The organism is Saccharibacillus alkalitolerans (assembly GCF_011090185.1).
In the GTDB taxonomy this organism is placed as follows: Bacteria; Bacillota; Bacilli; order Paenibacillales; family Paenibacillaceae; genus Saccharibacillus; species Saccharibacillus alkalitolerans.
On record NZ_JAAFGS010000004.1, the window covers coordinates 89,598 to 108,175 of the forward strand.

14 protein-coding genes are annotated in these 18,578 nt (G+C 49.8%); all 14 read right to left on the minus strand.

The features are described 5' to 3' along the window. Positions 1-142: 142 nt before the first annotated feature. The gene (gene secA / locus GYN08_RS12335; protein ID WP_166274615.1) at positions 143-2,590 is read right to left on the minus strand and encodes a preprotein translocase subunit SecA; all 2,448 of its coding nucleotides are present in this window, start codon (positions 2,588-2,590) and stop codon (positions 143-145) included. Between the two features lie 196 nt (positions 2,591-2,786). Further along, entirely contained in the window at positions 2,787-3,353 is a 567-nt protein-coding gene (hpf, locus tag GYN08_RS12340; RefSeq protein ID WP_166274617.1) for a ribosome hibernation-promoting factor, HPF/YfiA family, read from the minus strand. Positions 3,354-3,655: 302 nt separating this feature from the next. Beyond that, complete coding sequence (locus tag GYN08_RS12345; RefSeq protein ID WP_166274619.1) at positions 3,656-7,477, minus strand: collagen binding domain-containing protein; 3,822 nt, start codon at positions 7,475-7,477, stop codon at positions 3,656-3,658. Between the two features lie 434 nt (positions 7,478-7,911). Beyond that, entirely contained in the window at positions 7,912-8,109 is a 198-nt protein-coding gene (locus GYN08_RS12350) for a cold-shock protein (protein ID WP_037287260.1), read from the minus strand. Positions 8,110-8,320: 211 nt separating this feature from the next. Next, positions 8,321-10,294, minus strand: coding sequence for a glycosyltransferase family protein (locus GYN08_RS12355; protein WP_166274621.1), 1,974 nt, complete (start codon positions 10,292-10,294; stop codon positions 8,321-8,323). Positions 10,295-10,359: 65 nt separating this feature from the next. Beyond that, the gene (locus GYN08_RS12360) at positions 10,360-10,836 is read right to left on the minus strand and encodes a GNAT family N-acetyltransferase (RefSeq protein ID WP_206023735.1); all 477 of its coding nucleotides are present in this window, start codon (positions 10,834-10,836) and stop codon (positions 10,360-10,362) included. A 5-nt stretch (positions 10,837-10,841) separates the two neighbouring features. Continuing rightward, positions 10,842-12,017, minus strand: coding sequence for a UDP-4-amino-4,6-dideoxy-N-acetyl-beta-L-altrosamine transaminase (pseC, locus tag GYN08_RS12365; protein ID WP_166274625.1), 1,176 nt, complete (start codon positions 12,015-12,017; stop codon positions 10,842-10,844). Between the two features lie 35 nt (positions 12,018-12,052). Continuing rightward, positions 12,053-13,009: a dTDP-glucose 4,6-dehydratase gene (locus tag GYN08_RS12370; protein WP_166274627.1), complete on the minus strand. Its 957-nt coding sequence runs from the start codon at positions 13,007-13,009 to the stop codon at positions 12,053-12,055. Beyond that, complete coding sequence (gene pseI, locus GYN08_RS12375) at positions 13,009-14,055, minus strand: pseudaminic acid synthase (RefSeq protein WP_166274629.1); 1,047 nt, start codon at positions 14,053-14,055, stop codon at positions 13,009-13,011. Before pseI ends, GYN08_RS12370 begins: the two co-directional genes overlap by 1 nt. Positions 14,056-14,116: 61 nt before the next feature. Then, positions 14,117-15,202 carry a UDP-2,4-diacetamido-2,4,6-trideoxy-beta-L-altropyranose hydrolase gene (gene pseG, locus GYN08_RS12380; RefSeq protein WP_166274631.1) on the minus strand — a complete coding sequence of 362 codons (1,086 nt, stop codon included), beginning with the start codon at positions 15,200-15,202 and terminating at the stop codon, positions 14,117-14,119. Further along, positions 15,199-15,882 carry a cytidylyltransferase domain-containing protein gene (locus GYN08_RS12385; RefSeq protein ID WP_166274633.1) on the minus strand — a complete coding sequence of 228 codons (684 nt, stop codon included), beginning with the start codon at positions 15,880-15,882 and terminating at the stop codon, positions 15,199-15,201. The genes pseG and GYN08_RS12385 overlap by 4 nt, the downstream gene beginning before the upstream one ends. Beyond that, on the minus strand, positions 15,876-16,664 hold the full coding sequence (locus GYN08_RS12390; protein ID WP_166274635.1) for an SDR family NAD(P)-dependent oxidoreductase: 789 nt from the start codon (positions 16,662-16,664) through the stop codon (positions 15,876-15,878). Before GYN08_RS12390 ends, GYN08_RS12385 begins: the two co-directional genes overlap by 7 nt. Next, a complete protein-coding gene (locus tag GYN08_RS12395) occupies positions 16,661-17,560 on the minus strand; it encodes an aldo/keto reductase (protein ID WP_166274637.1) in 900 nt (299 codons plus the stop codon). The genes GYN08_RS12390 and GYN08_RS12395 overlap by 4 nt, the downstream gene beginning before the upstream one ends. A gap of 24 nt (positions 17,561-17,584) precedes the next feature. Next, positions 17,585-18,571, minus strand: a complete 987-nt coding sequence (locus GYN08_RS12400) for an SDR family NAD(P)-dependent oxidoreductase (RefSeq protein WP_166274639.1) — start codon at positions 18,569-18,571, stop codon at positions 17,585-17,587. Positions 18,572-18,578: the final 7 nt, after the last annotated feature.

Consider the following 18,578-nt stretch of genomic DNA (forward strand, 5'->3'; position numbering starts at 1 on the left):
GCCCGGTCCCGGAAGCTGTATCCGGGAACCGGGCCGTATGTCCGCGGACAGAGCGGTCGCGCACGGGAAAGACGGAACGTCCTTCTGCTCCGGCGCTTCCCCTTATCCGTCTCGCAAACGTTCCGCCTATCTGCGAATTTCCTTAACGCTGGGCGCGGCGTTCCTTGCGGGAAGCCTTTTTCTCCGGCGTCGGGCTGTTGGTGCTGATCTTCTTCTCGTCGATGACCGCTTCGCGCTGCTGGTTCGATTCCACGCGGGCTTTCATGATGTAGGTCGCCACTTCTTCCTGGATGCTGGCGATCATCTGATTGAACATCTCGTATCCTTCAAACTGGTACTCGCGCAGCGGATCCGTGCCGCCGTAAGCGCGAAGGTGGATACCTTGGCGGAGCTGATCCATGGCGTCGATGTGGTCCATCCATTTGCGGTCGACCGCGCGAAGCGCGATGACCTTCTCGAATTCGCGGACCATGGCTTCGCCGAGCGAGGCTTCGCGTTCGTCGTAACGCTGCTCCACCTTGCCGTACAGGTACTCGGTAATTTCCGAAGCTTCCTTGCCCCACAGCTCGTCCTTCGTGATCTCGCCCTCTTCGAGCAGCTTGGCGTTGACATAGTCGGCGATCTCTTCCAATTCCCAGTTTTCCGGGATGTCGTCGGCCGTATGCGCTTCGACGATCCGTTCGACGGTCGCTCTGATCATGTCGAGCACGATCTGCTTGACGTTCTCGGATTCCAGCAGCTCCATGCGCTGCTTGTAGATGACGCCGCGCTGCTGGTTCATGACGTCGTCGTACTGGAGAACGATTTTACGCGTATCGAAGTTGTTGCCTTCGACGCGTTTCTGTGCCGATTCCACCGCGCGGGTGATCATGCGGCTCTCGATCGGCTGGTCTTCTTCGAAGCCCAGACGCTCCATCATGTTGAGCACGTTGTCCGCGCCGAACCGCTTCATCAGTTCGTCGCCGAGCGACAGATAGAACTGCGTCGAACCCGGGTCGCCCTGGCGTCCGGCGCGGCCGCGCAGCTGGTTGTCGATCCGGCGCGATTCGTGGCGTTCCGTACCGATGATATGCAGGCCGCCCACGTCGTGCACGCCTTCGCCCAGCATGATATCGGTACCGCGTCCGGCCATGTTGGTCGCGATCGTAACCGCGCCCGGCTGCCCGGCGTTCGAGATGATCTCGGCTTCCTCGGCATGATACTTCGCGTTCAGAACCTGGTGGCGGATGCCTTTTTTCTTCAGCATGTCCGACAGCACTTCGGAGTTCTCGATGGAGACCGTACCGACCAGAATCGGCTGATTCTTGGCATGGCGCTCTTCGATTTCCTTGACGACGGCTCTGAACTTGCTGGCCACGCTCTTATACACGACGTCCGGCGCGTCGATACGCTGGTTCGGCCGGTTGGTCGGCACCTGCAGCACTTCGAGGCCGTAAATTTTCTTGAATTCTTCTTCTTCCGTCTTGGCCGTGCCGGTCATCCCGGCCAGCTTGCGGTACATCCGGAAGTAGTTCTGGAAAGTGATCGTCGCCAGCGTCATGCTTTCGTTCTGGACGGTGATGCCTTCCTTCGCTTCGATCGCCTGGTGCAGACCGTCGCTGTAACGGCGGCCCGCCATGAGACGGCCCGTAAATTCGTCGACGATCACGACTTCGTCTTCGACCACGACATAGTCGACGTCGCGGCGCATGATGACGTTCGCTTTGAGCGCCTGCACGACGTGGTGGTTGAGCATGACGTGCTTCTGATCGTACAAGTTGTCGATGCCGAAGTCGCGTTCCGCTTTCGCCGCGCCTTTGTCGGTCAGCGACACGGATTTGACCTTAATGTCGACGGTATAATCTTCTTCCGCCTGCAGACGCTTCACGAAACGGTCCGCCAGGAAGTACAGCTCGGTCGACTTCTGCGCCTGCCCCGAGATGATCAGCGGCGTACGCGCTTCGTCGACAAGAATGGAATCGACTTCGTCGATGATGCAGAAGTAGAGCGGACGCTGTACCATTTGTTCTTTATACAGCACCATGTTGTCGCGCAGATAGTCGAAGCCGAACTCGTTGTTCGTTCCGTACGTGATATCGCAGGCGTAAGCTTCCTGCTTCTGCGCGTGCTCCATGCCGCTCAGGTTAAGGCCCACGGTAAGACCGAGGAAGTTGTAGACCTGCGCCATTTCCTCGCTGTCGCGCTGTGCCAGATAATCGTTGACCGTAACGACGTGCACGCCTTTGCCCAGGAGCGCATTCAAATAGACCGGAAGAGTGCCGACGAGCGTCTTGCCTTCCCCGGTTTTCATTTCCGCGATTCGGCCGTTATGCAGGGCGATGCCGCCGATCAGCTGCACATCGTAGTGGCGTTTGCCGAGCGTGCGCTTGGACGCTTCGCGCGTCGTGGCGAACGCTTCCGGCAGCAGGCTGTCAATCGATTCGCCCTTTTCCAGGCGCTCGCGGAATTCGACGGTTTTGTGCTTCAGCTGTTCGTCCGTGAGCTTTTCGAAGTCCGGTTCCATTTTATTAATGATGTCCACGGTACGCATGAACTTCTTGACATCCCGTTCGTTCATATCCCCGAAGATTTTTTTGACAAGTCCTAACATGTTGTGCCCCTTTCGTGCAAAACGGATGGTTTGCCTAAATTGTACCAGCTTGAGCGGACACGGGCAACCGCGCAAAGCGTCGTCCGGCCGGTATCCGTAAATTCCCTAACATATTATATACGCACAAAGAGCCTTATCCGGTGCGGACAAGGCTCATTTTCTTCAAAATTCGTGATGGTTTTGTGAAAGTGAGTCGTTATTCCTGTTCGATCAGCCCGTATTTGCCGTCGTTGCGGCGGTAAACCACGTTAACCGCTTCGGACTCGATGTTCGAAAAGACGAAGAAGTTGTGGCCGATCATATTCATCTGCAGAATCGCTTCCTCCACGTCCATCGGTTTGAGCAGGAAACGCTTGTTGCGCACTACTTGGAGTTCTTCCTCTGCCTCCTCCTCGTCCGTAGACGGAGAAACGGAAGCGTTGGTACCCTCGTCGACGAACAATCCCTTAAGACTTTCGTCCTGACGGAATCTGCGGTTCATCTTGGTTTTGTGTTTGCGAATCTGGCGCTCCAGTTTCGACAGCACCGAGTCGATCGACGTATACATATCGTCGCTCCGGTCTTCCGCGCGAAGGAAGATACCGCCTGGAAGAGGAATCGTCACCTCCACTTTATGAATGCCTCGCGTTACGCTGAGCGTAACCGTACCTTCAGTAGCAGGGGGAATATCGAAGTACTTGTCGAGTCGGCTGAGTCTCTTGTCGATATAATCTTTCAGAGCGTCAGTAACTTCAATGTGTTGTCCGCGAATCGCAAAATCCATAGGGCACTCCTCCTTATGTCACCATTATAACACAGCGTTAACGCCGAGTAAAAAGAGTGTTAACGCTTTTACGGCAAATTGCTTCGCGTCCCCCGCAGGGTTCGGCAAAGCGCCGTTATTTCTTTATTTTAACCCAAAAACGGGTCGGGCAAACGAAAACGGCAAGCCCGGACAGGCGGCGCATCCCGTTTCGCAAAGAACGCAAAAAGCCTCTTCGGATACCCGTTCGGGCATTCGAAGAGGCTTGATCTGCGAAAAAAATGTTCATTCCTTCGCGCTTCGCCGCAGATTCGCCGCGTCGGTTACTTCGCCGGACGGCCCATCCGTTTCAGCAAAAGTCCGAGAAGGATCAGGCCGGCTCCCGATAAAACGAACGGAAGCTTGCTTTCCTCGCCGGTTTGCGGCAGGGTTTGCTCGTTCGGCACCACCGTTCCGGGAACGACAGGCGTGCCTTGCGGCACGGTGTCGGCCGGGATCGGAAGAACCGGAGTTCCCTGAGGAATGCCTTCGTCCGGGATCGGAAGGACAGGCACGTCTTGCGGAATGCCTTCGTCCGGGATCGGAATGACAGGCGTTCCGTTATCCGTCGGAGGAACGGGCACTTCCGGCGTTCCCTGCGGAACTCCGTCATCCGGAATCGGAATGATCGGCGTCGTGTTATCCGGCGTAACCGGAATGATGAACGGAGGCCCTTGCGGCACCGGTTCGCTCGGAATTGTCGTCGGCGGAGCCGGGTTGGTCGGCGGTGTCGTTGGCGTCGTCGGCGTTCCCGGCGTCGGCGGCGTTGTCGGCGTTCCCGGGTCCGTCGGGTTCGTCGGCGTTGTCGGCGTTCCCGGGTCTGTCGGGTTCGTCGGCGTTCCCGGATCCGTCGGCGTTCCGCCGCCCGTTGCCGTATTTTCGACCGTGAGGCGCAGCGTTCCGCCGGATTGAATCACGCTTCTGTCAATGACGATCGTGCGGACCGCGCCTTCGTCGCCGATCCGGTATCCTTGCGGAGCGGCGGTCTCGGTCAGCGTGTAAGTACCGTACAGCAGACGATCGAACGTTACTTTGCCGCTGGCGTCCGTCGTCCGGGTCATGGCCGGTCTCGACTGACCCGCATCCTGCAGGGTAAACGTAGCGCCCGCCAGAAGCTTGGCGGCGTCGGCCGCGTCCACTTTGGTGACTTCCAGCGCTCCGCGCACGCCCGAACCGCTGCCGCTGCCCGTCGATGTACGCACGGTAATCGTGGTTTCGGTGTCGATCGTGCCCGTTTCCACACCGTCTCCGCTGAAGCTTACCCGATTGCCGACTTGTTCTTGATCTTCGGCATTGATGAACGAGGAATACTTCAACACGTAAGCGGATTCGATCGGATCGTTGAATGCGAGCGTAAACGTTTCTTGACCGCTCGCGGAGTCGTTCGTGAAGGTCAAGCTGTAATCCGTTCCCGGCGTAAGCAGGTCGCCCTGGGTTACCGTGCCGTCTGCCGCTACGGACGTTTCATAGAGGCGGAACGAATTGCGGTCGAGAATCTGGTTCGGCGTCGGCGTGTCTACGATCTTGGCATTCGTCACATAAGACTGTCCGCTGTTGATCGCGACGCTCCAGTCGATCCATTCCCCGTTTTGCACGCCCGTCTTGGAGACGTACTCTCCGCCGTTCGGCACGCTGACGTCAGCGGTCCATGTGTTTTTAACGGCAGCTCCGTCCAGCAGGGACGCTTCGTTATGAACCGGAGAATCGATAACTTGTCCGGCCAGCGTCGTTTTGAACATAATCTCGTAAGCCGTGTTGATGGAATCGTTGAAGTCGATGCGCAGTTGATTGCCGTTGCTCTCGCCCGGCTGCGTTACCGTGTAAGCCGACGCATCGACCAGCGCTCCGCGGGTCGGCGAGCCGTTCTGGCTTACCGCCGGGATGAGACGATACACTTCCAGCGAGCCGTCGACGATCCGCTGCCCGCTCGTAAGCGTGTCGACGATCGCCGCGTCGCTTAACGTATTTTGATTGTAGTTCGCCCGAACGTTCCAGGTGATCTCTTTGGACGAAGCGTCGTAGCTGCCTGTTTTCGCTCCGTTATTCAGTTGGAGATCGTTCGGATAGAAGCGAACTTGGGACGTGCTTGTCATCTCTTGTCCGCCGATGCTGCCTGTCAGCACGGATCGGTTGACGAACCCGTTATCGGCAACGAACAGCGTATTGGCGTCGTAGCTCGTCGTGTACGTGATGACGATCCGGTCGGTAATCGGATTTTTGAACGTTACCACAAACCCTTTTTCCTTGTCGTTCGGGAACGTCAACGTGTAGTCGTCCATCGGAAGCGGCGTGCCGTCATTCGTTTCGATAGACAGCGAGCCCGGAATGACCTGCAGGCCTCCGTTCGGGATCGTATCCGTCAGCACCGCGCCGTCGATCGTCAGTTCATCCGTATTGATGACGATCTGCCAAGCCGTTTGCTTCAGATTGTAGTCGGTCGACGTATTGAGCTTGTAGAAAATGTTGCTGCGTTCCAGCCTCTGCGACGCTTCCGCCGTCAGATCGCCCGCCGTTACCGTATTGGTTACGGTGATTGTTTGATTCAGATAAGTCGTTCCGGCCGCCGTCGTCGTATACGTAATGACGATCGGCGAGGATACGTCTCTCAAGAACTGGAGATCGAATCCCGCTTTGCCGCCCGAAGGGCCGACAGCAGTCAATGTGTAATCGGTTCCTCTCGCAAGGACCGCACCCGTCGCTTCGTCGCGCACTTCAAAGGAATCTTCGACCAGCTTCTGCACATCGTCGAAACGGTCCGTCAGCAGGGCGTCCTGCTGGGCGATTTCCGCGCTTCCGATGTTATAACGAATCTGCCAATCGATCGATCGGGTCGATTTGTCGTAACCGGTCACTTCTTTGTCGAGCAGTCCGTTTCCGCGCTCGATCGTGACGGTCGCTTTGGCGCTGACGCTGTCTTTGCCGTCCGCTGCGAGCGTTGCCGTGTTGGTGAACGCAGTCAGGTCGCCGGGGCTAATGTCCGTCGTGTACACGACCCGGTAAGCCTGGGAAATACTGCCCAGGTTCAAATTCAAATTGTTCGCGTCCGCAGTCAGCGTGTAATCTCCCGCCGCTACCGGAGTACCGTTCCCGGAACTTCCGTCCATTTTGTAGACGCGAACCGTATCCGGCTGCAGCGAAAGTCCTTCCGGAGTCGGGTCGGTAAGCACGACTCCGCCGAGGCGCTGCGGCGTCGTGTTAAGGTCCACCGTCCACTCGATGCCGCCCTCTCCGTTCGCTTCGCCGCTCTTGTCGACCGTCAGGGGAGCATTCGATTTCAAATAGAGCACGTAGGTCGCGCTGCCTCCCCCGACCGGGAAGACTACCGTTACTTCTTCGCTGCCGTTTACGACCGTCTTTTTCAATGTCGACGTGATCGTCAGCGTTCCGCGTACGTCCGAGTGGTCTTCGATGTAGTCGTCGAAAGTGATGGTCACTTGTCCGTCCGTCGTCACGCTGAAGCTGCCCACCGTACCGTCGCCCTCGCTGTCTTCAAGAGGGACGTCGACGATCGGCGTGTAGATTTCGAACTCGTCCGGCAGGCTGAACGTGTAAGTGGAACCGCCTCCGTAACCGTCCGGCAGCGCCCAACCGTATTCGATGCTGATTCCTTTTTCAGGATCCAGTACCGTGCCCGGTTCGATCGCCGTCCCGTCTCCGCTGCGAAGCGCAACGCTCATAATGATGTCGTCTTCGATAACGGAAGCTTCGAGCGCTTCCGCATCTGCCGCGAAAGCTTCGACTTTTTCTTTTTCTTCAGCCGATTTTTCGGCATCCGGATCCTGCTCGTCCGCCGCAGGCTCTTCCGCTGCCGGTTCTTCGCTCGCCGGCTCTTCATCCGCGGGTTCAGCGGCAGGAGCTTCTTCGGCAGGCGTTTCTTCGACAGGCGCGGCTTCTTCCGGCGTTTCTTCGCCGACCGGGGCCGCCTCTGCCGTTCCGTCTTCTTCCTGCACCGCTGCATCTTCGCCGCTGACCGGAGCTTCTTCCGTCACTTCGGCATTTTGTCCAGCTGCGGGTTCCGATTGATCCGTACCTGTTGGTTCCGAAACGACAGGCTGCTCCGCAGCTTGGGCTTCCGGCTGAGATACCCCCTCTTCAACCGGCGTCACCGCTTCCTCCGCCTCGACTCTCCCTATTCCAAACCCCAACGCAGTATGTAGTACCAACATAAGAATGAGGCAAATAGCCCAGACCTTCCGATTCCTTCCCTTCACGCGCAAAACCCCTCCTTAGATGTTTTTGGGTAAGGCAGTCCGAGGGACAAACCAGGCAATTAGTCCCATCCCTCTGATGGTTGTTAAACGCAAAACGCCCCGGGTAAACGCTTATCATTTTAATTCCTGTACTTTTAATTAATTTTATTTCGGAAAGTGAGTTTATGGATTTTTTTGAGCAAAAAGACCTGTTAACCGATAATATTTTTCCGCACAAAAAAGACCCCACCTGAGGTGAGGTCTTCCGGCTGAGCCATGTGTACTCTCTAACCAGCATAAATCATTAACGCTTAATCATCTATGTAGGTCAGGTATACGGCTGCGACGACTTACAGAGGAGTGACGTTGGAAGCTTGCGGTCCGCGTGCGCCTTCAACGATGTCGAACTCAACGGATTGTCCTTCTTCCAGCGTTTTGAATCCTTCGATTTGAATCGCCGAGAAGTGAACGAAAACGTCGCCGCCTTCTTCCGTTTCGATGAAACCGTAACCTTTTTCTGCGTTAAACCATTTTACTTTACCTTGCATGCACGAACATTCCCTTCGTTATCAAATAAATAGGTGTGATCCACTACTCGAATATACCACCGCGTCTTCTTCGCTGTCAATTGGAATATAAAATGGTTTCATGCAATTATATTCCAACGAATTATGAACAGGATACCACGATGTATAAGTCGAAATAATAGGCTTGATCTTATATACCCGGCTTCCCATTCAGTGAATCACTGACATCTTTTTATTCCGGTTTCCTTGCCACAACCTGCAGTTGCCCTAAATACTCGGAGCCGGAAGAGATTTTCAAAATCTCAAGACCGTACATTTTTAGCAAAATACGCAGCGAAATATGATCATACAGAATTACATGCAGTGGAGGATCAAGGTGTCTCCATTGATAAGAAGAATGATAACTCGCCGTCGAGCTGACGTTCGGTGTGTTCAGGGCCAATAGACCGCCCGGTTTTAATATGCGGTTTATATTCTCCATAAATTCGTGTGGCTCAGCGATATGCTCCAAAACGTCCCATGCCGTTACCGCATCGAAACTGGAATCTTCAAATGTTCGATTATTCAATACTCCGCTCAATATATCAAGATCATAGTTTGCCCTGCCCTTTTCGGCAGCTTTATCGGATACCTCGATCCCTTGGACGTCCCAGTAACGAGAACGTGCTTCCAATAAGAAATTCCCCGTCGAACATCCGATATCAAGTAGCCTTCCCCTTGGAAACTTGGTTTGGTTCGTAAACGATTCCACCAAATCCATCCGCACTTCATAATTGCGCAGCGCACCGGCGCTTACCTCGCTTAAGTCGGTACTCCATCCCATTTTCTTTCTATGAGCCTCGGAGTAATACACTTCGTTATAAAACCACTCCAGATATTCTTCGGTAGGACGAGGATTCATGAATACTGCTGCACAATTCGAACAACGATGTAGATTGGTAACGAAATGATCGTGGCCTTCAATGGAGTGAAGCAAAGTGAAACCAAGAGCCTGACAAAGCGGGCATTGCTCGGTAAGCTCGTCATACTTCTTTAAGTTCGCAATCGGAGCCGAATCGTTTCTCTGACTTGTCCCCTGCTTATCAAGGATTACTTCCATAATTTCTTCGACTCTGTGCGCGTAAGTATGTTTGTTCAGTACTATTTCATACAAAACATCTATTAATTCCTTTTTTTCCTTGGGATGAGTCAGAAAATAGTCCGCTTTGCTTACCAAATCCTCGAGATTGGTAAATGAAATATATTTCCATAGGTCCGGAAAAACCAGTTCCATATCTTTTTTATAATCGCTTAGCACAAAAGCTTTGGATGCAAACCCGTCGAAGATTCGATTATTTACGGAAGTTTCCAATTGCAAAGAAGAAATATTCAGATTGATTTCATAGCTTTGATACAAAGAGGATAACTCTGCATAGGGAACCGACGGATGTGCGACAATATCATTTCCAGACTTCCAACCGTTTCCGTAAACGTGTACATCGATCCCTTCCAAACTTCCGATCATGTACTTTCTGTATTCCTTGCTCCCTACTTGATGAATCGAATAATAAATTTGTTTCCAAAAAACTTCCGGATGATTTTTAAACAAGAGCGCGATCGGTTCAAACTCCGGTAATTCAAAAGCTTTGTAACAAAGGTTCATTACAGGTATTTCTATGTTTTTTAACTTCTGAGCCAAAATAAACTGTATGAATAACTCTTCAATCGTATCCTCGTCTTTTTTCGCTTCTTCGTAGATACTGCCTACAAACGAAATTCGTCCTTTTGTCGGAACTTCACCAAGTAGAGGAGTAAATCGAGAAGGATTTGTTGCCAGCATAATCTTATGGCAATTTTCGATTTTTTTCGCTTGAAAAGCCTCCAGGTATGTCTGATCCCATATAAAGTGAAAATAATATTCAGGATAGCGCATGAATTCTTCTTCGTATGCAGTGTTCAGTCCAAAAAACGGATTATCATAATGCAGACATACCACTGGGATATTAAGTTCTCTGAGCAAAAAATGATTATCGCCGGTACGAAAAACCCCTACATAACCGTACCCGATCACCAAATCAGGAGCAAAATTTACAACATCTTTCAAATCGAACTTTTGCGTTAAGTCCAAGATCCCGATTTCGTACCCTTTTTCTTGAAATGCATCCGCATAATCTTGAATAATATGAGGCGCTATAATGCCCGGACCTTTGAATATCAGAATCTTCATGAAGCACCCGCCAATCTGTTAGAATTTTTGTCGCTTCCCCCACGCAAGCTATGTAGCCCTCCTTATCATTCATTCCCATCATTCCCACATTTATATTCGTATTTCTTAAATTTGAAACCTTTTTCTTCGAAATTCCCTTGAAGTTGAAATCCCGACTTTTCAAACGTCGAAATAGACGCGAAATTTTCATCTTTGATATAAGCATAAATAGAAAAAGAATAGCCGAATCTATTTTCAATGAATTGTAAAAATCGCTTCAAAAGAGGTGTCGCCAAGCCCTTCCCCCTGTATTCAACGTCCAAGGTGATTCCGATAACCTGATTTTGATCCAGCTTCACAGTTCCAACCGCGGTACCGTTCTCCTCAAACTCAGCCACATAAATCATAGGATTTTGGCAAGCCAAAGCATTTTTAAACCAACTCTTGTGTTCTTCCTCAGAAATCTTCGACTTATTGAAAGACATTGCTCGTACGACAGGATCATTGGCCCAGTTGTATAACAACCAGATGTCGGATTCTTGCGCTTCTCGGAATCGAAACAATTCTTTCACCCCTCATCGCGAGCATGAAGCGAAATTTTTTTAATACATTCAACTACATATTCTACATCCTCCTCCTCCATGCCCGGAAACAAAGGAAGAGTGATGGCATTTTCGTAATATGCTTCAGCATTCGGGCAAATGCCTTTGTTATATCCGAGTTCTCGATAATAAGGCTGCAAATATACCGGGATATAGTGAACGTTAACTCCCACGTTCATGGCTCGCAATGCCTCGAAAATTTCTTTGCGGTTGAGGGTACCGAATTCAGAAGTAAAACGAACCACATATAGATGCCAGCTGGATAGAGCATCCTTATGTTGATGCGGCAAAATGACGCCCGGAATCTTACTCAACTTTTGTTCGTACAAGTCCGCCAACATTCTCCGCTTCTCCACAAACTTATCAAGCTTATCCATTTGCGAAATGCCCAAAGCAGCCTGAATGTCCGTCATTCGATAATTGTAGCCGAGCGTTTGCATTTCATAATACCAAGGCCCTTCGTTGCTGCGCACTTCTTCCGGATCTCTGGTCATTCCGTGATTTCGGAATTGCAAAAGTCTTTTATAAAACAGTTCGCTGTCGGTGACAATCATTCCGCCTTCGCCTGTCGTAATATGTTTGACAGGATGAAAGCTGAACATAGTCATGTCGGCCCACGCACCGATTTTTTTCCCTTTGTACTCGGCTCCCAAAGAATGGGCGGCATCCTGAATTACAATCAAATTGTGATCTTTTGCAATATCCATGATCCGATCGATTTCAACGGGCTGACCGCTGAAGTCGACTGGGATAACAGCCTTTGTGGAAGAAGTCAGCTTCGCTTTGATTTGTTCTGGATCAATGTTATAAGTATCAGGAAGAATATCCGCGAAAACAGGGATTCCTCCTTGATACAATACACAGTTGCTGCTCGCCAAAAAGGTCAAAGGAGTCGTAATGACTTCATCTCTCGGACCGATCTGCGCCGCAAAACAGGCTCCATGTAGCGCCGCTGTACCATTGCAAAACGCGACTCCGTACTTAGCCCCAGAGTACTCTGCTACTTTTTGTTCAAAGGCTTGAATAGCAGGCCCCTGTGTAATAAAATCGCCACGAAGCACTTGATGAACAGCCTCAATATCTGCCTCGTCCAACCATTGTTTACCGTAAGGAAGCAGGTTGTCTCTTTTTTTTAACTCCATTCCGCTATCCCCTTTTCTGGAATTTCCTGTTCCGCTCACCGAAGTCCCCCGCTACGAATCCATTCTCGGGTTAACGCAATACCCTGCTCTAATGATACTTGCGGTTCCCAATCAAGAAGGCGTTTGGCTTTTGCAGAGTTGCAAAGCAATTTTTGGATTTCGCTTTGAGGATGGATATGATCGACGTGCTGAACTTTATTGGAATCTCCCGTGATCAAAAGAGCCAACTCGTTTACGGAAATGTCGCGTCCGAGTCCTGCATTTACGATTTCTCCGTTTACCTTGTCTTCAAAACCCGCTGCCGTTACGAAACGAGCGCAATCCTCGACATACAAAAGATCTCGGGTCTGCGTGCCTTCGCCGTAAATATTCAACGTCTTCCCTTCCAGGTCGTTTTTTATAAAAATCGCCACGACACCGCCTTCGCCACCCGTCTTTTGGAAAGGTCCGTAAGTGTTGAAGGGACGGATTACCACAGTAGGCAGCCCGTAGGCATAATAATAAGACAGAACCATGTTTTCCGCTCCGATTTTGGCCCCTGCGTAAGGCGAAGCAGGTTTGGTCGGGTGGCTTTCATTGATCCCTTTTTCGTCGTTGCAGCGGTCGTATACCATGCAAGTGCTCATAAATACAACCTTTGTTTGGTATCTTTTGCATTGTTCCAAAATATAAAAGGTGCCGATTGTATCGTTGTTAAAAGTCGTACGCGGATCGTCGATCGAATCTTGAACGTTGATTGAAGCCCCTAGGTGATAACAAACAGAAAAGCGGTGCTCCTCGAACAGGTTGCTCAATAATTCTTCGTCTAAAATTGTACCGCGAATGAAAGCTTTCAAGTTCGGATGCTCTTTGAATTCGGCAATATTCGTTTCACGGCCGTTGGAAAGGTCGTCTAGGATCCAAACCTCATGACCTTCATCCAACAATCTTTTGGCCACCCAGCGGCCAATAAAACCGGCTCCACCCGTCAGCAAAACTTTTTGACTTTCCATTAAATAACCTCCCATGTTAATGGTGTGCCTTTTTTTACGTCCTTTGAAACCGCTCGTCCAATCATTTCATCCAAAAATTTAGTCGGTAGGCCAAGGCCCGGTCGAATGGCTTTAATATTCTCGCGGCTCAAGATGTCTCCCGCTTTGAGATCTTGCGAGATATACAAAGATCGGCGCAGCTTTACGGATTCTTTTTCGCGCTCCGTCGCTCCGTAAGTAATGCTGCCAAGCGACTGCCAAGCTCTCTCCGATTCGACGACTAGAGCTTCCATTTCTTCGGGTTCCATTGAAAAGGCGGAATCGACTCCTCCGTCAGATCGGCGAAGCGTAAAATGTTTTTCGATTACAGCGGCTCCGAGAGCCACAGCAGCAACAGAAACGCCTACCCCCATCGTATGATCGGACATGCCTACTGTACATTTGAATAACTGTTCCAGATGCGGCAGCGTAGAGATATTTGTGTTTTCGGGAGTAGCCGGGTAAGTGCTTGTACACTTCAGAAGAACCAAATGTTCGCACCCCGCCTCTCTAGCGGCACGTACGCTTTCGTCCAGTTCTGCGATTGATGCCATTCCGGTCGAAATAATCATTGGCTTGCCCGTGGAGGCTACCTTACGAATCAATTGAATGTCAGTATTCTCGAATGAAGCGATTTTGTAAGCCGGCACATTTAAGCTTTCCAAAAATTCGACTGCCGATTCGTCAAACGGAGTACTGAACGCAAGCATTCCCAACTCGCAAGCGCGGTCAAAAATCGGCTTATGCCATTCCCAAGGAGTATACGCCTCCTGGTATAAGTTATACAGCGAGTTTCCTTTCCATAGGCTCTTAGGGTCCTGAATGAAAAAGTCTCCTTCATGAATGTCGAGCGTCATCGTGTCAGGCGTATAGGTTTGTAACTTTAAGGCGTCCGCACCAGCCTTTGCTGCTGCCTCTACAATTTCCAATGCTCGTTCCAAAGATTGGTTATGATTCCCGGACATTTCGGCGATGATGAACGGCTTGTGTCCTTTACCTATCCATTTCTCCCCAATTTTAAATTCCATTTTTTCCCTCCTCATTCCTTTTCCTTTTCCTTTTATCGATAAAATTAGCAGGGAAGGTCAGTCAAACAAACATTTCGACCCATTGTTTTTCGGAAAATAGTTTTCCCGCATCCATTAACTCCAAAGAGCGCCTGCTCATGGACCGAAGAGTTTCAGGATTGGAACGCAGCCGATTAAGTTGTTCAAAAATATGTTTGTCGCTGACATCTTGATACCATCCCAAGTTGATAAAAGCTTGTTCGCTTTCCAACTCTTCAATGCCTTTACGCTGGTTTTCCGCCAGAATAGTTACCAGCGCAGGTAGCCCTAAGTAACAGCGTTCCCAAGTTGTAGAACCTCCGGCACCTATGGCTAAATCGGCCTTGTTCATCAATTCTGCCATGTAATCGATTTGACAGTGAAATGCGGCTCCTGGCATCGCATTGCACATATGCTCGATCATACTTTTATGAGGATTGGCTTGTCCCACCACAACATCGATATGAAGTTGGTCATCTCTCAGTCCCTGAAGGGCATTCAGTGCCTTCTCGGTTTCATTCGAAGTATCGCTGCCTCCATAAAAGACCAAAATCCGTGACAAAGCTCCCTCTCTCGTTCTTTTTGAAAACCGCATGTTTCGAAACTCTTGACGGAGCAGCACATACGAAGTTCCCAAAAGTTTATTACAGTGACAAGGCACCAATCTATCATATATAGGTTTATTCCAGGCATTGGGATTTTGATTAAGCAGTATATCACAGTCATGTTTGCGATCCGCCAAGTCATCAATGACGAAAATTTTCTTTGAAAAGGTTCTGGCTCCACTTTCCCAATCTTCTCCCAACGCATAATGGTCGACGACCAACCAATCCAATACTGCGGAATGTTCAAAAAAAGTCCGGGTTGCGGCCAGATCTTTTTTCTCATCGTCCTTTAACGCTTGCACGAGCTCTCCGAGGCTTCCAACATCCATTTCGTTAATACCGGGCAAGACAAAAACTTCATAGCCTAGACTTTCTATATAACCAATCAGATTGCCGAAAATCTCCCGACAAATAAAGCATACCTCTGCCCCGCTTTTTTTCAACATATCGGCCAGCGTTAAGCACCTCATAACGTGTCCGGCTCCCAAGAAAACGGAAGAATCTGCTCGAATAGCTATTTTCATGTACGATGCAGCCCTTCATAATAATGAATCGCTTGTTCCAAAGTAACTTCTGCGCCGTTAAAGTGGCGAAACATTTTATAGGATTGTACATATTGCTCAAAAGTATCTATCGTTACTATGATATCCGATCTCCGTAGCTCCTGTTGCTTGGGCTGCAGAACCGCTTTATTGAATGCGGGGTTATTTAAAATATAAGGCGTAACGTGCTCTTTTTCGTAATCGCTTTGAGCATGGAAAAACGCTTTTTCAAGAGCAGATCGTCGAATCACCTCAATGCCGGAACCATACGGTACGGGTTCAAAGCGGACATGATCGACTCCTTGTTTTTCCGCATAGTCAAGTCCCGAGTCGATAAATCTGGGTTCCGTCAAGGGATTGTCGGCAGTGATCCTTACAACCCAATCCGCATCCGAGGATACGGCAGCATGATAAAAACGGTCCAGTACGTTTTCAAGACTGCCTCTGAAGCAGAATACGCCGAGGCGGGAAGATTCCATCTCCAGCAGATCATCTTCTTCGCGCGTAGACGTGGCAATCCAAATTTCATCAAGTCTCTGCGCCTGCTTGGTTTTCTCTACGACCCGCTCAATCAGCGTTTTGCCGTCCAAGCTCTTGAGCACTTTTGCAGGAAGCCGAGAAGAAGACAATCTGGCTTGAATGATTGCCACCTTCTTCACCATGCCGTCCATCCTCCGTCCACAGAGATATTCTGACCGGTAATATAGCTTGAAGCATCCGAAGCCAAAAGCGCAATAATGCCCTGCAACTCTTCTGGTTGTCCGATTCTTCCCAACGCCGTCTTGGCATTAAGACTTGATGTAAACTCTTTGTTTTTTTGCGTTTCCCGATTGGGGAAGGGACCGGGTGAGATCGCATTGCAACGGATTCCGTCCCTTCCATAATGACATGCCACATACTTCGTCAATTGGATGATAGCCGCTTTGCCTGCCCCATAGTTGGCAGGATTATTTTGTCCTGAGTCGCCGTAAATTTCAGGATTGGGAGAGACAATTCCATACATGGAAGCGATATTGATAATGTTTCCGTTTCTTCGACTCAACATATGGGGAATCGCTTTTCTGATACACTTATAATACGCATGCAGACTTCCCGCTATGCCTTTTTCCCATTCTTCGTCTGTATAAGATTCGATTCTGCCCGGAGTGCTTACGTTTGCGTTATTGATCAAAACTTCGACACTGCCAAATATATTTATAATCCGGTCAAACGCCTCATTGATCGAAGTTGTACTTAAAACATCCAATCCGATGCCTAGATGTTCTCCTCCAAAGTTCATGCGAAGTTCCTCAGCCAAGCGTTCGCACTCTTCGGCTCGCCGACTCGTTACAACGACCGTCGCTCCTTGCTCTGCCAAAATTCGGCACATCGCGCTTCCAAGATAGCCGGTTGCCCCGGTGATAACCACTGTTTTTCCGGAAAGATCGAATAAGGCGGCATTCATTTCGAAACCTCCCATTTGCTCGGATTCAAGATAGACTCTGGTACGCTAAAGAAAAGTTTTTCCGCTTTCTCTTTTATGTCTTTCGGCAGAGCCGGCAGATTGATTATCCTTATGTTTTCCTTTAACTGCTCTAAACTTTCGCATCCCACAATCAAGTAATCGACTCTGTAAAAATCACGAATATAAAGCAATGCCAGCTCAGCTTGTGTCAGGTTAAACTCTTTGGCAAGCTGTATAAATTCGACTAAATATGGAGAGAAATGATGCATGCGTTCGGGCAGGCTGTCCAGATTCATCAATAAGAGTCCTTGAAGATAAGTACTTCTAGCATATATGGTTACGTTTTTTTGTGTAAGCTGATTTAAAATCCCTTGACGCTCCAAACGCTGATCCATAATATTGATCGGTAGTTGTATGACATCCAAACCTTCGATGTTCAGGAATGCTTTAGCTTCGTCGGGAGTGTACGTCGATACCCCAACCCGCTTTATTTCTCCCGCCTTTTTCAATTCGATAAGCGCCTCGACTACCTTCCCGTTATGCGAAAACAGATTGGATGGGGAGTGGAGAAGGCATGAATCCAACGAAGAAACACCCAATTTGCTTTGGGATTCGCGGATGCTGTGCCGCAAGCGGTCATAGAGCGAATCCACTTCAAGTTCGGAAGATAATGGAGGCAGTTTGGTCAAAACCCTGGCTTGCCGATTTGAGCTTTTCAGAAAATCTCCGATCCGCCTCTCGCTTTCTCCGTAAACAGGCGCTGTGTCCCAGGCCGAAACACCATGGTCGAGCGCATATTCCAAAATTTTGTAAGCTTCGTTCGCATTCGGCATTCCCGTTTGATTAGCAATTCCGTATGTCATTCCAAGCTGCGCTGTGCCCAAAGCAAGCTTCATTCTGTTCCCTCCCTATAAACGAAGTCAGATCAGATCTTCCTCAGTCAACCATTGCTTAACCTGAGATTTCTCAATGGGTTTCATATCAGGGAGAGCGACTAAAGTCTGCTCTGCCTTCTCCCTAAACAACGAAGGAATAATGAACATACGCTCTGCTTCTTTCGCTATCATTTGTTCGTCGACTGTCATTAATTCTTCGTAGCGTTTTTCTCCAGGTCTCAATCCGATAACCCTGACTCCCCGCGCATAATCCAAAGCATATTTTTCGGCAGTAAGTTCAATGATCGCTTCAGCAAGGTCGCCAATCCGGATAACCGGCATTTTAAGAACGAAAACTTCCCCTCCTACCGCCAGCCTATTCGCTTCAAGAATAAGCTCGATCGCCTGCGATGGTGTCATCATATATCGCAGCATTTCCGGATCTGTAATCGTAATTTCTTTCCCTTCACACACCTGCTTTGTAAATAAGGGAATGACCGACCCTCTGGACCCCATCACGTTCCCGAAACGTACGGAGGAAAAAACCGTAGACTTTGACCCTTTTTGATACTCTGCCGCAGAAATCAACCTTTCCGCCGTCAGCTTTGTCGCTCCATACGTATTTGTCGGAGAGATTGCCTTATCCGTGCTTGTAAACAGCACCTTTTGAACTCCATTTTCTATGGCAGCCTGTATAACGTTTTGAGTGCCGATGACATTGGTCTGTACCGCTTCGAAAGGATTGTACTCGCAAGACGGAACGTGTTTCATTGCCGCCAAGTGAAACACGTAATCGATATCTTCCATGGCTCTGTTCAGCCGCTGGCGGTCTCTTACATCGCCAATCAAGAAACGCAACCGAGTTGCCTCATTCGCAAATTCAATATTCATTTCATATTGCTTGTGTTCATCCCGACTCAGGATGCGAACGACTTGAGGTTCCACTTTAAGTAGACTGCGGGTCAAGTGCCGACCGATCGTTCCTGTTCCACCGATAATTAAAATTTTCTTGCCCCGATACATTTCGTCCATTGTTTCG

Coding starts and splice junctions, on each gene's coding strand:
- secA (WP_166274615.1), bottom strand. CDS start 2,590: ATGTTAGGACTTGTCAAAAAAATCTTCGGGGATATGAACGAACGGGAT.
- hpf (WP_166274617.1), bottom strand. CDS start 3,353: ATGGATTTTGCGATTCGCGGACAACACATTGAAGTTACTGACGCTCTG.
- GYN08_RS12350 (WP_037287260.1), bottom strand. CDS start 8,109: ATGCAAGGTAAAGTAAAATGGTTTAACGCAGAAAAAGGTTACGGTTTC.
- GYN08_RS12355 (WP_166274621.1), bottom strand. CDS start 10,294: ATGAAGATTCTGATATTCAAAGGTCCGGGCATTATAGCGCCTCATATT.
- pseC (WP_166274625.1), bottom strand. CDS start 12,017: ATGGAGTTAAAAAAAAGAGACAACCTGCTTCCTTACGGTAAACAATGG.
- GYN08_RS12370 (WP_166274627.1), bottom strand. CDS start 13,009: ATGGAAAGTCAAAAAGTTTTGCTGACGGGTGGAGCCGGTTTTATTGGC.
- pseI (WP_166274629.1), bottom strand. CDS start 14,055: ATGGAATTTAAAATTGGGGAGAAATGGATAGGTAAAGGACACAAGCCG.
- pseG (WP_166274631.1), bottom strand. CDS start 15,202: ATGAAAATAGCTATTCGAGCAGATTCTTCCGTTTTCTTGGGAGCCGGA.
- GYN08_RS12385 (WP_166274633.1), bottom strand. CDS start 15,882: ATGGTGAAGAAGGTGGCAATCATTCAAGCCAGATTGTCTTCTTCTCGG.
- GYN08_RS12390 (WP_166274635.1), bottom strand. CDS start 16,664: ATGAATGCCGCCTTATTCGATCTTTCCGGAAAAACAGTGGTTATCACC.
- GYN08_RS12395 (WP_166274637.1), bottom strand. CDS start 17,560: ATGAAGCTTGCTTTGGGCACAGCGCAGCTTGGAATGACATACGGAATT.
- GYN08_RS12400 (WP_166274639.1), bottom strand. CDS start 18,571: ATGGACGAAATGTATCGGGGCAAGAAAATTTTAATTATCGGTGGAACA.